This is a genomic window from Chitinophaga sp. YR573 (assembly GCF_900110995.1).
Taxonomy (GTDB): Bacteria; Bacteroidota; Bacteroidia; order Chitinophagales; family Chitinophagaceae; genus Chitinophaga.
In genome coordinates this window covers 2,380,390-2,394,812 of record NZ_FOJF01000001.1, presented here as the reverse complement: position 1 = coordinate 2,394,812, position 14,423 = coordinate 2,380,390, and the positions used below count along the sequence as shown (strand labels likewise).

Below are 14,423 nucleotides of genomic sequence, written 5' to 3'. Positions count from 1 at the left end.
TTAGCTTTTTAGGTTTTTTCTGCTTACTTTTGTGAATTGCCTTTTCACCAGCTGCTAAATATTTTAGTTTTTTAACCCGCTGGAAAAAAAGTAGGCAGATTTTTGAACTATGTCGCTGCCCCAGTTGCTCAAATATGTTTATAATAACGGAACCGATGAGGTAATCCGTAGGGGGAAACGTATATACGCAGCTGGCGGTGTAGAACTGATAGAGGCAGACCCGGTTTTGAAGTCAGCCACTTTCCGCGTTAAAAGCGATACACACGCCAATTACTATAGAGTTTCCATTAATAAATACCATGATACGGGCAGTATGAATGTCCGTTGCCAGTGTCCTTACAACCTGGGAGATATCTGCCGGCATGAGGCCGCCGCAATGTTCCAGCTACAGGAAATGCTGGATAAAAATCATTTCGATAGCTATGAAACCAAGTATAACCAGCAGCATACGCTGGTGAAAATGAAGTTCATAGATATCAAAGCATTAAAACTGCTTACCAATAACGACATTTTTGCAGAGGCAGAAAAAATGGCCAAACAGGCCCGTGCAGTTAAAATCATTTCTGCCAAGGATGAAAAAGTAGAGGCCGTACTGAAATTTGAAGGGGCAGAATTCCCCATGATCTTACAGCGGAATGAGGAAAGGCACTTTGATACACATTGTACCTGTGATGAAACAGAATTTGCCATCTGTAAACATAAAACCGCCCTGTTCCTGTTCCTGCTGAATAAGCAGGGACCTTACTATTTTGATACACTCAGGAACTGGGATAAGGAAAAGAATAAGTTATTAGCATTATATGGTTATTCCTTAGAGGATAACCTGGAAGGGAAGTTCACCTTCTCTTACCTGGAAGGAAAGCCTTTCCTGCGGGTGCTTGACTCAAGCATCAAAAGAGTAGATGGTCTGGGAAGTGGTAACCGTCAGCCGGTAGCACCTCCGCCACCAGATGTGGCAGCTGTTATTACCCAACGTGTGGGAGTGGTGTTTAACGGGAACGAACCTTTGTACCCGTTCTTCAGGATAGACCTGGTGAGCGGGGAAGTGAATGAAGAGCAAACAACGTTCGTATCGCTGGTAAACAAGCTCGATCTTACCAAATACGTAGATTTTTATCAATATAAAGAGATAGACCGTGACCTGATAACACCTATCCGTAAGGTGCAGGGCATGGAAGTGAGTAAGTTCCTCAGTAAGAATTCCCCTTTTGCGGGCATCTGGGAGAACATTACGCACGACGAAAATGAATCGGCCCTTCCTACGGAAACGAAGGAACTGATGCTGGAGTACCTTCACCCCAAGCTGGCCAAGCTGTTCCCACAGATTGCCGCTCATGGGTTATTGTTCTTCCTGCCTAACCGTCAGCCTTTTAAAACAAAGGGCCTGCTGCCGATTAATTTATCCGGTGAAAGGTTGCAACCCATCTTTAAAACACATTCCTCCCCCGACTTTGTGGAGATCACCTGTCATGTTTCTATAGAAGGTGAAATGGTGAATGTGGCGGATAACGAATGGGACAGCTCTCTCCTGTTCCTTAAAGGACAGGTATTGTACCTCTTCGAGAACCCACAGGATGCCCTGCATGTGGAACTGTTCCGTGAAACCGGACGGGTAAAGATCCCGGCTGATCAGTTTAGCACGTATTTACAGGATTACCTGCTTCCGTTAAGTAAGCACTATAGTATTGAATTTGATAATTCCCTGCTGGCAGAGGTGGATGATGTGGTGCCTGAGTACAGGGTGTTCCTGCGTGAAGTGGGAGAAACATTCGTTATCCAGCCAGGGTTTGCCTACCATGGACAGGAAGTGGACTGGAACAGCGATGCCCGGATCACCGTACAGGAAGGCAATAAAGTACTGATCATTCATCGTAACAAATCCGCAGAGCGGGAGTTTGTTGAAAAGCTCAGTACACTACATACAAACTTCTCTCAGCCTAATACACATAATTACTTTTTCCTGCGTGCAAAAGAAGCCCTGAAGAATAACTGGTTCTTCCTGTTCTTTGATGCGCTGAAGGAAATGAATGTGCGGGTATTTGGATTTGAAAACCTGAAAAACTTCAAGTTCAGTGCACATAAACCTGTCACCAACCTGCAGATCAGCTCCGGTATTGACTGGTTTGATGCCAAGATAGAGGTGGTGTATGGTGATCAGAAGGTAAGTATCCGGGACATTAAAGCCGCACTGGCCAGCAAACAGAACTATGTTCAGCTGGCGGATGGTTCCCTGGGTTTATTGCCTGAAGAATGGCTGAAGAAATATTCGCTGTTATTTAAGATAGGTGAAGAGAAAGATAAGGGTGCGCTGAAACTGAGTAAGTATAACTTCAGCGTAATTGATGAACTGTTTGAGTTCATTGATGATGAAGCTATTCTGATGGAGCTGGAGCAGAAACGCCGTAAACTCTTACAGTTCGACGAGATCCGTAATATAGACCTGCCTGCTAATATGCACGCTACCCTGCGTCCTTACCAGGAAAGCGGGTTCCAGTGGCTCAACTACCTGGATGAAGTGAAATGGGGCGGGATTCTGGCAGATGATATGGGTCTTGGTAAGACCATACAGGCGCTTACATTTATCCAGCATTATAAAAACACGCATGATGATAAATGTCTGGCACTGGTTGTTTGTCCTACCACATTGATCTATAACTGGGAGAATGAAATCAAGAAGTTCACGCCTACGATGAGGTATCATATACATCATGGTCCGGCGAGAATGAAGAGTGCGGAAGAACTGCAACAGTTTGATATCCTCATTACCACTTATGGCACCTTACGCAGTGATATCACTACACTCATGAAGATGCCGCTGGACTATGTAGTACTGGATGAATCGCAGGCTATCAAGAATCCGCAGAGCAAGGTGACCAAAGCGGCACAGCTACTGAATACCCGCAATAAGCTGGCATTGAGTGGTACCCCCATGCAGAATAATACCTTTGATATATATGCACAGATGAACTTCCTGAATCCGGGAATGCTGGGTAGCGTAGACTTCTTCCGTAATGAGTTTGCCACGCCTATCGATAAGTTCCAGGATGAAGAACGTAAAGATCATCTGCGTAAACTTATCTACCCTTTCATATTAAGACGTACCAAGGAGCAGGTGGCGAAAGACCTGCCAGAGAAGATAGAAACCGTGATCTTCTGCGAAATGGATACGGAACAGCGCCATATTTATGACGCTTACCGTAATTCTTATCGCTCCAAGATCCTGGGTGTGATAGAAGATCAGGGTATGGAACGCTCCCAGCTGACTATCTTACAGGGTCTGATGAAGCTGCGTCAGATCTGTGATTCGCCGGCTATCCTGAATGATACGGAGAAGTATCCGAACCATTCTGTGAAGCTGCATGAACTTACCCGTGAGATGTCTGAGAACATCAGTAACCATAAGGTGCTGATCTTTTCACAGTTCCTGGGCATGCTGGGCCTGATCCGTGAGAAGCTGCAGCATATGAAAATCGAATTCGAATATTTTGATGGTAGTACTTCCGCCACAGACAGGGAAAAGGCCATTCAGAATTTCCAGAATAACGAGGACTGCCGCGTGTTCCTGATATCTTTAAAAGCCGGTGGTGTGGGTTTGAACCTTACGGCGGCAGATTATGTTTATATAGTGGACCCATGGTGGAATCCGGCGGTAGAGCAACAGGCTATTGACCGTACACACCGTATTGGACAAACGAAGAACATCTTCGCTTACCGAATGATCTGTAAAGACACGGTAGAAGAGAAAATACTGGAATTACAGGAACGTAAGAAGTCTCTGGTAAAAGAGATTATTGCGGACGACAGCGGTTTTGTGAAGAAGCTTACCAAAGAAGATGTCTTATATCTGTTCAGTTAAATATGGTGAAACGGAGATAAGATACCTGCATCTACAGATAGCCGGGAGGGCAAATAATATTTTTGCAATATTTTAACCCTTTATTTTATTCCTATTCCATTAAATTTGCCTAATATTCTTTTTCAAGACTTTATACTTAAACATGAAGAAAATATTCTTTACGCTGGGAATGCTGCTTGTCTCTTATAGTATTTTTGCACAGAGTGCAGGTGATGCGGTTGCCGGTAAGGCAATGAAAGCAACGCAACATTCCAAGGACTTTTTGGTGATCCAGCTGGGTTATGTTGGTTTGGCGGGTACAGGAGCCAGTGCGATTAAATCCGGTTTTAACCGTGAGTTTAATCTTGCTTTTATGTATGACATTCCTTTGCAGAAAACTAATTTCAGCCTGGCAGCAGGTTTAGGTATCAGTTCAACGGGGATATATCTGAATGATCAGGTTATTAATCTTTCCGCTGTAACTACTTCTCCGGCTTTCACTTCTTCTTCCACTTATAAGAAGTTCAAATTAGCCATGAACTACATTGAGATTCCTTTGGAAATTCGTTACCGTCAGGTGCCGGAAAATGCGAATAAAGGCTTCAAAGTAGGATTAGGTATTAAAGTAGGTAACCTGGTGAATGTACATACACGTTCAGTGGAGACTATCAATAACTCTAAGCATGTTGAGAAGGAATCTAACAAGAGTCTGTTCAATACATGGCGCTTTGATGGTACTGCAAGAATAGGTTATGGTAACTTCTCTCTCTACGGTACTTATGCACTGACTACGATCTTTAAAGACAACAGCACTTATGATATCAAACCATATTCAATTGGTATCATGATCAGTGGTCTGTAAAATAATCTGAGTTAAATAAAAAGAGCGGTCCGGGATTCCCGGGCCGCTCTTTTTATTTGCAGGTTGCTTCTTTTTGCAGATATCTTATCTGCCTTTGAAAACAGGCGTTACTTTCTCAATAAAAGCTTTTATCCCCTCAGCATTATCTTCTGTTTTTCCTGCTATTTCCTGGCAATAGGCTTCATAGTCTAATGCAGTATCCAGGTTTTCTGTCATCCCTTTCGTCAGCATTTTCTTCATCATGGCAATTGCTTTGGTAGGAGCATTTGCATAAAATGTTGCTTCTGCCTGTACCACACTGTCCAGTTCTTCGGGTTTTACTACCTTGTTAACCAGCCCAAGCTGCTGTGCTTCTGTGGCGGAAAGTTTAGTTGCCTTTGTGGCCAGTTCAAAAGCCCTGTGATAACCAACAGTACGTGGTAAAAAGTAAGAAGAGCCGGAATCCAGTACCAGGGCAATATTGATAAAGATTTCTATCATAGAGGCCGTTTCACTGGCAATAATCATATCGCAGGCCAATGCCAGTGAGCAACCTGCTCCTGCCGCCACGCCATTGAGCCTGCAGATAACCGGTTTTGGCATATTGCGGATAGCCCTGATAATAGGATTATATCTTTTGTGCAGTGACTCGCTGAGATTGCGTGTACCAGCCTCCATAGAAGCTTTAAGATCCTGCCCGCTGCAGAAAGCTTTTCCGGCGCCGGTGAGTACCACTACTCTTACCGCAGGATCTTTTTCTGCCTGTTTTAAAGCATCCTGGAGTTCGTAACTCTGGGCATCATTAAATGCGTTGTAAACTTCGGGGCGATTGAGTGTAATTGTGGCAATGCCATCATTGATCTGGTGTAAGATTGCAGACATGGAAATTTAATTGTGGAATTGGAGTAACGAAAGATCGTAAACAGGAAACTCCTGTTTACGATCGTATATTATTTAAAGTGTTTCAGTTAACCATTTAAAGAATTCACGTTGCCATACCAGCGCATTCTGCGCCTTCAGCACCCAATGATTCTCTTCAGGGAAATAAAGCAGTTTGCTTTTAATTCCTTTTAACTGGGCCAGCTGGAAAGCCTGTAATCCCTGTTCTATACCAACACGGAAATCAATCCCACCCTGGATAATCATGATAGGCGTATTCCATTTACTGGCATACTCACTGGGATTAAACTCTTTATAGATTTTAGCATTGGCAGGGTCCCAGTAAGCGCCGATATCATAGTTGGCAAACCACAGTTCTTCTGTAGTACCATACCAGCTTTTCAGGTCAAAAAGACCATCGTGTGCGATGAATGTTTTAAAGCGATTGTTATGCACACCCGCCAGCATATAAACAGAGTAACCGCCATAACTGGCACCTACAGCACCCAGGCGGCTTTTATCTACATACGGCTCCTGGCTAACTGCATCAATAGCGCTCAGGTAATCACGGATGGGCTGTCCGCCCCAGTCCTTACTGATAGCAGCATTCCATTCCACCCCATGACCCGGCATACCACGACGGTTAGGGGCTACAACAATATAGCCCTGGGAAGCGATTAACTGGAAATTCCAGCGGTAAGAGTAAAACTGTGATAGTGCCGCCTGTGGGCCACCCTGGCAATACAGGAGGGTAGGATATTTTTTTGCAGGATCAAAGTCGGGAGGGAAAATCACCCAGCTTAACATGTCTTTGCCATCAGTCGTTTTGATCCAGCGTTTCTCCACCTTACACATGCCTGTTTTATCATACACGGCTTTGTTCACTGTTGTGAGTGGCTGCATAGTGCCTTTAGGCAGTGAAACCGTGTACAGTTCAGACGCATGGTTGATATCCATACGGGATACTACCAGTGTATTACCTGACTGCCCAACGATATCACTGATATCAAAATCTCCTTCTGTTACCTGGCGTATATGCTTTGCGGTTGTAGCCGTTATATCTTTCTGTAATGCTATTTCCAGCAATTGTTCCGTACCCTTTACAACAGCCAGGAAGTAGAGTTGCTTACCATCTTTGCTCCAGTAGATAGAAGCTACGGTGCCATCCCAGTCTTTAGTAAGATTGGTACGTGTACCGGTAGCAAGGTTCAGGACGATGATATCATTTTTATCTGCCTCATAACCATCTTTGGCCATGCTTTGCCAGGCCAGGTATTTACCATCAGCACTGAAAACGGGCCCCAGGTCGTAACCGGGCATACCTTCGGAAAGGTTCTTAGTGGCTTTGGTTTCCAGGTTGTATTCGTAAATATCGGTGTTGGTACTGATAGCGTAATCTTTACCGAACTTCTTCTTGGAAACATAGATAATGCTTTTGCTGTCAGGGGCCCAGATCATATCTTCTGTACCGCCGAAAGGCATCTGAGGAGCATCAAAAGCTTCTCCTTCCATAATATCTATAGGAGTGCCTACCTGACCATTCTCATAGGTAGCGTAGAATACGTGCTGGAAGTTACCGTCTTCCCAGGCATCCCAGTGGCGGTAGTTCAGGTTATCGTAGATCTGTACGTTTGACTTTGGAAGGTCTGGATAATGGTCGGCACCACTCACCTTTTTGATCTTCACATCTTTTGAAAAGAGGATGTGTTTACCATCGGGAGACAGGCGTATATTCTGTAATCCGCCTTCTACATTGGTGAGTTGTATGGCACCGGTGCCATCTGCGTTCATTTCCCACCATTGTCCTTTTAAGGAATAGCCGATCTTCTGAGCGTTAAGGGCAGCCACATCGCCTTCACCGCCTGGCGCTGTAGTGATCTGCTGTGCAGTACCGCCGGTTAACGGGATAGCATAGAGGTTCTTTTCGCTTTTGTTTTCAGCAATGTTGTATTGCGATACGCCGTAAACAACTGTTTTGCCATCTGCCGTAATCGTTTCCCCGCTTACTCTGCCTAATTGCCAGAGTTGCTCAGGCGTCATTTTCTGTTGCGCCGTGGCCATAGTTGTTATAAATAGTGATGTTAACAAAAGAGGTTTGAGCATGTTAGATTTTGTTTGGAGGAATAAATGTAGGGAAAATAGTGTCAGCATCTAATTTGCTACCTTTGTAAAAATTATCAGATACTTTGATTGAGAAAAAACAAGCGATACAACAGGAAGAGAGAGCGGTGATCGTGGGCTTGATAACCAAGGAACAAACTGAGCGTCAGGTACAGGAGTACCTGGACGAGCTGGTGTTTCTGGCAGAAACAGCAGGGGCTCCCATTATAAAACGATTCACACAAAAGATGGCCCGTCCCGATAGGGCAACCTTTGTGGGTAAGGGTAAACTGGAAGAAATAAGAGATTTCATTACCGGAAGGAATATTACCCTGGTAATATTCGATGATGAGCTGTCTGGCTCCCAGATAGCCAATATAGAAAAGGTCCTGAACGTAAAAGTGATAGACCGTAGTGACCTTATCCTGGACATTTTTGCCCGGCGTGCCCGCACAGCCCAGGCAAAGGTGCAGGTGGAACTGGCACAATATCAGTACATACTGCCGCGCCTGAAAGGGATGTGGAGTCACCTGGAAAGACAGGGAGGTGGTATTGGTAGTCGTGGTCCGGGGGAAACGGAAATTGAAACTGACCGTCGTATTATCAAGGATAAGATCTCCTTATTGCGTAAACGCCTGGCAGAAATCGATAAACAGGCGCTGACCCAGCGTAAAGACCGTGGTGAATACATTCGTGTGGCGCTGGTAGGATATACCAATGTGGGAAAGAGTACCATCATGAACGTGCTGAGTAAAAGTGAGGTGTTTGCGGAGAATAAGTTATTCGCCACGCTGGACACCACTACCCGTAAGGTAGTGTTCGATCAGACACCTTTCCTCTTAAGTGATACCGTAGGGTTTATCCGCAAATTACCCCATCACCTGGTAGAGAGTTTTAAGTCAACCCTGGATGAGGTACGTGAAAGCGATGTCCTGATGCACGTGGTAGACATCTCCCATCCACAGTACGAAGACCAGGTAGAAGTGGTGAACCGCACGCTGCAGGAGCTGAAAGCCTTTGACAAGCCAACCATCATGATCTTTAACAAGATGGACCTTTACGAACAGAACACGTTCGATAAATGGCTAGCAGAGGATATTAAACAGGATATCCTTACCCAGATGAAAGCCGACTGGGAACGTCGTTCACAGGGCAATTGTGTGTTCATCTCTGCGCTGGAAAAGAAGAATATTGAAGAGCTTCGCCAAACCATTATGGATAAAGTAATGAACTTATACCGGGAACGTTTTCCTTACAAGTCAGAATTTTTCTATTAATGGCAAAACAATACAACTGGCACCGGGTAGAGGATCTTCCGATGGCCAACCGGGAGATTACTGTGCTGGATGTTCATGGAAAGAAAATTTGTTGTACCCGCTATGAGGGCAGTTTATATGCGTTCGCATATAAGTGCCCGCATGCCAGCGGGATTATGGCGGATGGATTTATAGATGATTCCGGGAATGTGGTATGTCCGTTACACCGGTACCGGTTTAGTGTGAAGAATGGGTATAATTCAAGCGGAGAAGGGTTTTACCTGAAAACCTATCCGGTAGAACAACGGGAAGACGGGGTGTATATCGGGTTAGAGAAAACCGGGCTGTTCGGGTGGTAACCACGTTAATTTTCCATTAAAGACAAATGTATTCTTGTGCAAGTGCCAGCTATGCTGTAATTTTTGCACATGTCTTCTTCCTCTTTCTCCTTCTCAGAAAAACAGGTCAGCATATTCATCATAGGGCTGCTTGTATTCCTGCATTTTACAGGTTTGAATGTTACCGTTATGGAGCCTGACGGCGCTTTATATGCCGGCATTGCCAAACATATGGTACAGCATCATGACTACCTGAACCTGTTTGCTGATGGGCATGACTGGCTGGATAAGCCTCATTTCCCTTTCTGGATCATGGCGCTCTCCTATAACCTGCTGGGCATTAACACCCTTGCTTATAAACTTCCTGCCATCCTCTTTTTAATGATGGGGGTGATCTATACTTACCGGTTCGCACAGGCTTTATACGGGGCTCAGACCGGGCGTTGGGCGGTATGTATCCTGCTATCGGCAGAACACCTGATTATCTCCAGTAATGATGTCCGGGCAGAGCCTTACCTCACAGGTCTGATCATCGCCAGTGTATACCATCTGTATAGAGGGCGTGGTTTCCACCTGGTATTAGGAGCGTTGTTTGCCGCTTGTGCGGTAATGACCAAGGGGCCTTTTGCACTGGTACCGATAGGTTGTGCCATTGCCGGGCAATACCTTTTTACCCGCCAGTGGAAGGAGTTATTCCATTTACGATGGTTGCTGGTTGCAGTGCTTATTGGCATCTTCATCATTCCTGAGTTGTATGCTTTGCGTCAGCAATTTGATCTGCATCCGGAGAAGGTCATCTTTGGGCAAACGGGTGTCTCCGGTATCCGTTTCTTTTTCTGGGATAGCCAGTTTGGCCGGTTTATGAATACGGGGCCTATCAAAGGACAGGGCGATCCTTCCTTTTTCTTCCATACGGTATTATGGGCCTTTTTACCCTGGTCTATATTCTTATATGCAGCGGTGATCGTTTTTTTCCGCAGGGACAAGCGCGAGTATTATTGTATTTGTGGGGCGTTGGCAACATTTGTGTTGTTCTCTCTTTCCAGTTTCCAGTTACCGCATTATCTCAATATTATCTTCCCATTTTTCTCTATTCTCACCGCTCAATATATTTTATCGTTAAAAGGGCTGAAATTCTTCCGGATCACTCAATATGTAATTATGAGTATCATCGGGGTAGCTATCGTTGGATTATGGCTGTTATATCAGCCGGCAGTTAACTATGTGACCGTCGTGTTGATCCTGCTGGTCGTGTTGTTATTTATTTTCCTTCCGTTGCAGGGGTTGCAACGTGTTTTTTTCCGAACCTGTCTGGCCAGTATAGCATTGAATCTGTTTTTGAACGGGATGTTTTATCCGGATGTATTGCAATATCAGAGTGGGAGTGCGGCTGCTTTTTATGCAAATAAAGTGTTGCGGGGTCAGCCGGTAGTTTTTTACAGGGTGAATTCTTATGCGATGGAGTTTTACCTGGATGCACCGGTAGAAAGGTATGAAAGTGTAACAGCTGATAAGCCGGGTTTGTTTTTTACAACACCGGGATATAGGGATAGTTTAGTTGAACTGGGGCATTCCTGTAAGGTAATAAAGTCATTTCCTTATTTTGCTGTAACAAAATTAGATCTTCCTTTTGTGAATCATAGTACACGTAATTCCGCTTTGGGAGAGCGTTTGCTGATATCTGTAGATGCTGTATCAGAAAAAAAAGTAAAGTAAATTTGAAAAATTTCTCGAATAGATTTTGCAGGAATAAAAAAATGTCTATTTTTGCAATCCCGAAACGGGAAAACACTCCTCCTTAGCTCAGTTGGTTAGAGCATCTGACTGTTAATCAGAGGGTCTCTGGTTCAAGTCCAGAAGGGGGAGCAAAAAAAGGGTTTTAACGTCTTACGTTAAGACCCTTTTTCATTTAATAGGAGTATTTTTGTATTCAGCTTCACAGATATCCATCCTGGAAGTACAAAGCCGCTTAAGATTAAACTATCAACCAACGTTTGTAAACAATCACGAAACACTTCGTCAAGGCATTTTGTTTAAAGAAAGGATTTGTTCATAATCAGATTACGTAGCTAAACATCATTAGAAGAAAAATAAATTATGGGTAACGAGGTAGGAAAGTATTTACCATTTTGGGGAAAGTTTATTTCTGTGATTAAGATCTTATTGAAAAGATCAATTGCAGGAGACCAGGTGTTCGAAATGAGTAAAGGAGAATTTGAAGCGATTGGTAACAGGGAAAAGTCCGGTTACAGCTTTAATCTCGAGATCATTAACGGACGTGTTACCAATGATCTTGGAGGCTCTGCTATTGCCCGGGATTTGTTCCAGGTGCTTTCAGACAATGAAGACATCAAGAAATGGCTGAAAGGAAAGAGTGTGAAGATTAACATGGGGAATAAGTTCTCTTTGATGCTTCAGAGTACTCAACTGGACTAACACACTGGTTTTATTAGCCCCCAATTCTATTTCCCTGAAAGGGGGAACGGGCCTGCTGTATAAGTATAATTTTCATGAAAGAATATAGGAAGAGGATCTTAATTAAGGTATAATTGAAATCCTTCTTCCGATTATGCTGCATCTGCGAGTGATATTCTGAAACCCTCCCCCTGCTATGCCAATAGGAATATCCCAATAAATCAATTCCCCGTTAATTTTCTCCAGCGCAGCTTCTCCAAACCAACCTGCTAGTTTTACATCCTTTTTGAACGTCTGTAATAACATTATCCGAAAATGGCCCTTAAAATCTGAATAATAAACAGACTCATAAGATGAGGGACTGATTCTTATAAACCGGGTGGTGGTATTTACGATATAATTATCATCGCAGGTGGTAAGTATCAGCACTGGTATCTCAAACGGGGCCAGGTGTACTTTGTTTAATATTTGACCATGCTCTGCATAAGAGAACAGGTTAAAAAGATTATCTGTGTCCTCTTTTTTATTATAAAACATCAGGTACTGCCTGGCCAATTGTGTTGCCACCTGTACAGGCGTTTTTACAATCTTGTTTGTCATAAGAAATTTTTAAAGTGATAAAATTAAAACCGGATTCCTGGAAAGAAACCCGGGTTGACATTGCATATATTCAACATTAGCAACAAAATCATTTAGACTATAGGCTGGTACATCTCTCCAATATCCAGACAACGGAACAGCATCCCTTCTTTTTCTTCTACCATGGATTGATGATAATGCCCGTAATACCATTGCTTGCAGCCAGCCTGTTTTGCATGTTCATACACAACATTCATATTGCTGCGCTCCTGGTATAAAGCATTTGCTAATCCGGGTTCTCTGCCTGCATAATGATTTACTACAGGTGTAAAAGAGTATGGCCATGCGCTGTTAGGCGCAATGTGTGTAATGACCATATCTACTCCTGCAGCACATGCATTGTCGAGTAATACCGGATTCAATACAAACTCTTCATCTATCCAGTAATCTTTTCCTACTGTTCTGTTTTTTCTGTCAATAGAGATACCGCCACCGATAAATAATATTTTTTGCCCTTCAATAGTCACTACCTCATAATCCTGTACGAAAAAGATATTCTTCATCTGAATTTCCTGGCGGTGATTCCAGAAAAAAGGATTGTCGTGATTACCTCTGATCAGATAAAGAGAATTCCCTTTTTCATGCAGGAATTTATTTAACCCGGATAGTGTTTTAATGTCATGATGAAGATCATGAAAGCCTAATCCAAAATCACCAACCTGAATAAGTGTTGTATTCTTTATTTCAAGTTTATTAATCTTGTATAGGATATTGAGATATTCACCATGTAAATCACCTATCAGTATCATTGTTAAAAGGTTGATGATTATTTATCGTTTATTATTCTTATGGTATCTAACCGTCTTGCTACATCCCAGAAATGATGAAATTCGCCGGCCGGTATTTTCAAGAAGGCCATATCGCCATCTGTTTTTTTAAGCCCGACATCTACAAGTTTCTGGGGCGGTAGCTTTTTTATTTCAGCATAAATCGATTGATAACAAATCATTGCTTCGAATTCTTCATAATAAACTGATTCAATATTTTTCGAAGTGATTTTTATAAATCTTTCACTGGTATTCACCACGTATTTGTTAGTATTAATAATTAATACTAATACAGGTATCTCTTGTGAATTAAATTTTATTTTTTTGCTGATCTCTGTTTGTTTTTCAACCGTTAATTTTTCAAATAATGTAAATGCTTCAGTTCCTTTTATATAAGATTCAATGACACGATGGTGCATTAAATACCAATGTTTAATTCTGAAAGCGGCCTGTTTGTGGGCCATTGCAATTTTCATAAATCAATATTTCAGGTATAAAAATTATACAGACCAGCTATTCAGCTATCCGGATAACCGAATAGCTGGTGTATCTCCTGCTAATGCAAACATTAGCCGGTAATCATTTTCAACAAGAGGAGCTACCCGGTATATTCTTGTTGACACAGAAACGGATGTTGAACCGGGATATGTTCCGTTAACTGAAATAAAATTCTTAGTAATCAGATTATACATCATTCTCATTTTAATGAACTATTTTATTGGCGCAGCTGCTGCTTGCGAAAGCATGCGGCTTTGCTTTAAAGGTGAATCCCATACCCATGATATATCCCATTGCATCCTTCAATGCATCATTGCTTTTGAAAGAAGGATTTGTGTTGATATCAACATGGATTTCCATATCTATATTATAACTTGAAAAGATATCGCATAGGGGATATGCTACTTCAATACTTTTCCCAACTTCTACCAGCATCCTTTCCTTGATACTCATTTTTCGCAGTGTACTGTCATTGTGTATGTACATGAAACCTCCTTTACCCTTACGGATAAAGACTATCACAGTAGCGAATTCAGTGACAGCTCCTTTTACCTGACTATCTGTACCAATGCATACTTTCAATGCATGGCCGTTTTCTTTTTCAGCAGACAGCATCGTGGTTATTTCATCTTCAATTGGTCTGTTGATAATGACACCATTCAGCCGTCTCCAGTACTTGCTTTGTTGCATGGTTATGTTATGTTAAGAAAAATAAAAAACCCGGTCGTGATGAACGACCGGGTTTTATTGTATGGGCATAAGTTATTTATGGCCATATATAAAACGGTCGTTGATAAATGCGATTGCGTTCACTAGGTTTATAAGAATAGCATACGCCTGATAGTTGTATATCAT

Annotated in this window: 12 protein-coding genes and 1 tRNA gene; 7 read left to right on the top strand and 6 right to left on the bottom strand. The window is 42.8% G+C overall.

The window, feature by feature from the left end:
• The first annotated feature begins 109 nt into the window (after window positions 1-109).
• Window positions 110-3,856, top strand: a complete 3,747-nt coding sequence (locus BMW86_RS09960; RefSeq protein ID WP_089781378.1) for a DEAD/DEAH box helicase — start codon at window positions 110-112, stop codon at window positions 3,854-3,856.
• 142 nt (window positions 3,857-3,998) lie between these two features.
• Entirely contained in the window at window positions 3,999-4,697 is a 699-nt protein-coding gene (locus tag BMW86_RS09955) for an outer membrane beta-barrel protein (RefSeq protein ID WP_089781376.1), read from the top strand.
• An 84-nt stretch (window positions 4,698-4,781) separates the two neighbouring features.
• Here the strand turns inward: BMW86_RS09955 and BMW86_RS09950 are convergent, their stop codons facing one another.
• Window positions 4,782-5,558 carry an enoyl-CoA hydratase-related protein gene (locus tag BMW86_RS09950; protein WP_089781374.1) on the bottom strand — a complete coding sequence of 259 codons (777 nt, stop codon included), beginning with the start codon at window positions 5,556-5,558 and terminating at the stop codon, window positions 4,782-4,784.
• A 72-nt stretch (window positions 5,559-5,630) separates the two neighbouring features.
• On the bottom strand, window positions 5,631-7,658 hold the full coding sequence (locus BMW86_RS09945) for a S9 family peptidase (RefSeq protein ID WP_089781370.1): 2,028 nt from the start codon (window positions 7,656-7,658) through the stop codon (window positions 5,631-5,633).
• A gap of 83 nt (window positions 7,659-7,741) precedes the next feature.
• Here BMW86_RS09945 and hflX point away from each other — a divergent pair, with 83 nt between their 5' ends.
• The 5 genes from hflX (at window position 7,742) to BMW86_RS09920 (ending at window position 11,685) form a co-directional block, all read left to right on the top strand.
• The gene (gene hflX, locus BMW86_RS09940; RefSeq protein ID WP_089781367.1) at window positions 7,742-8,932 is read left to right on the top strand and encodes a GTPase HflX; all 1,191 of its coding nucleotides are present in this window, start codon (window positions 7,742-7,744) and stop codon (window positions 8,930-8,932) included.
• Window positions 8,932-9,270, top strand: coding sequence for a Rieske (2Fe-2S) protein (locus BMW86_RS09935; protein WP_089781365.1), 339 nt, complete (start codon window positions 8,932-8,934; stop codon window positions 9,268-9,270). Before hflX ends, BMW86_RS09935 begins: the two co-directional genes overlap by 1 nt.
• 69 nt (window positions 9,271-9,339) lie before the next feature.
• On the top strand, window positions 9,340-10,965 hold the full coding sequence (locus BMW86_RS09930) for an ArnT family glycosyltransferase (protein ID WP_177189210.1): 1,626 nt from the start codon (window positions 9,340-9,342) through the stop codon (window positions 10,963-10,965).
• A gap of 76 nt (window positions 10,966-11,041) precedes the next feature.
• Window positions 11,042-11,115 (top strand) — tRNA-Asn (locus tag BMW86_RS09925).
• Window positions 11,116-11,346: 231 nt separating this feature from the next.
• The gene (locus tag BMW86_RS09920) at window positions 11,347-11,685 is read left to right on the top strand and encodes a hypothetical protein (RefSeq protein WP_089781363.1); all 339 of its coding nucleotides are present in this window, start codon (window positions 11,347-11,349) and stop codon (window positions 11,683-11,685) included.
• A gap of 102 nt (window positions 11,686-11,787) precedes the next feature.
• Here BMW86_RS09920 and BMW86_RS09915 read toward each other — a convergent pair whose 3' ends face one another.
• From BMW86_RS09915 to BMW86_RS09900, 4 genes are all read right to left on the bottom strand, one after another.
• Window positions 11,788-12,264: a hypothetical protein gene (locus BMW86_RS09915; protein ID WP_089781361.1), complete on the bottom strand. Its 477-nt coding sequence runs from the start codon at window positions 12,262-12,264 to the stop codon at window positions 11,788-11,790.
• Between the two features lie 92 nt (window positions 12,265-12,356).
• Window positions 12,357-13,052 carry a metallophosphoesterase gene (locus tag BMW86_RS09910; protein ID WP_089781359.1) on the bottom strand — a complete coding sequence of 232 codons (696 nt, stop codon included), beginning with the start codon at window positions 13,050-13,052 and terminating at the stop codon, window positions 12,357-12,359.
• A gap of 17 nt (window positions 13,053-13,069) precedes the next feature.
• On the bottom strand, window positions 13,070-13,546 hold the full coding sequence (locus BMW86_RS09905) for a hypothetical protein (RefSeq protein WP_089781357.1): 477 nt from the start codon (window positions 13,544-13,546) through the stop codon (window positions 13,070-13,072).
• A 226-nt stretch (window positions 13,547-13,772) separates the two neighbouring features.
• Complete coding sequence (locus BMW86_RS09900) at window positions 13,773-14,258, bottom strand: ribonuclease H-like YkuK family protein (RefSeq protein WP_089781355.1); 486 nt, start codon at window positions 14,256-14,258, stop codon at window positions 13,773-13,775.
• Between the last annotated feature and the right edge of the window lie 165 nt (window positions 14,259-14,423).

What these genes read in the sequence shown, in the direction of transcription:
- BMW86_RS09910 (WP_089781359.1), bottom strand. Translation starts at nt 13,052, where the DNA reads ATGATACTGATAGGTGATTTACATGGTGAATATCTCAATATCCTATAC.
- BMW86_RS09950 (WP_089781374.1), bottom strand. Translation starts at nt 5,558, where the DNA reads ATGTCTGCAATCTTACACCAGATCAATGATGGCATTGCCACAATTACA.
- BMW86_RS09905 (WP_089781357.1), bottom strand. Translation starts at nt 13,546, where the DNA reads ATGAAAATTGCAATGGCCCACAAACAGGCCGCTTTCAGAATTAAACAT.
- BMW86_RS09930 (WP_177189210.1), top strand. Translation starts at nt 9,340, where the DNA reads ATGTCTTCTTCCTCTTTCTCCTTCTCAGAAAAACAGGTCAGCATATTC.
- BMW86_RS09900 (WP_089781355.1), bottom strand. Translation starts at nt 14,258, where the DNA reads ATGCAACAAAGCAAGTACTGGAGACGGCTGAATGGTGTCATTATCAAC.
- BMW86_RS09960 (WP_089781378.1), top strand. Translation starts at nt 110, where the DNA reads ATGTCGCTGCCCCAGTTGCTCAAATATGTTTATAATAACGGAACCGAT.
- BMW86_RS09915 (WP_089781361.1), bottom strand. Translation starts at nt 12,264, where the DNA reads ATGACAAACAAGATTGTAAAAACGCCTGTACAGGTGGCAACACAATTG.
- BMW86_RS09920 (WP_089781363.1), top strand. Translation starts at nt 11,347, where the DNA reads ATGGGTAACGAGGTAGGAAAGTATTTACCATTTTGGGGAAAGTTTATT.
- BMW86_RS09945 (WP_089781370.1), bottom strand. Translation starts at nt 7,658, where the DNA reads ATGCTCAAACCTCTTTTGTTAACATCACTATTTATAACAACTATGGCC.
- BMW86_RS09935 (WP_089781365.1), top strand. Translation starts at nt 8,932, where the DNA reads ATGGCAAAACAATACAACTGGCACCGGGTAGAGGATCTTCCGATGGCC.
- BMW86_RS09955 (WP_089781376.1), top strand. Translation starts at nt 3,999, where the DNA reads ATGAAGAAAATATTCTTTACGCTGGGAATGCTGCTTGTCTCTTATAGT.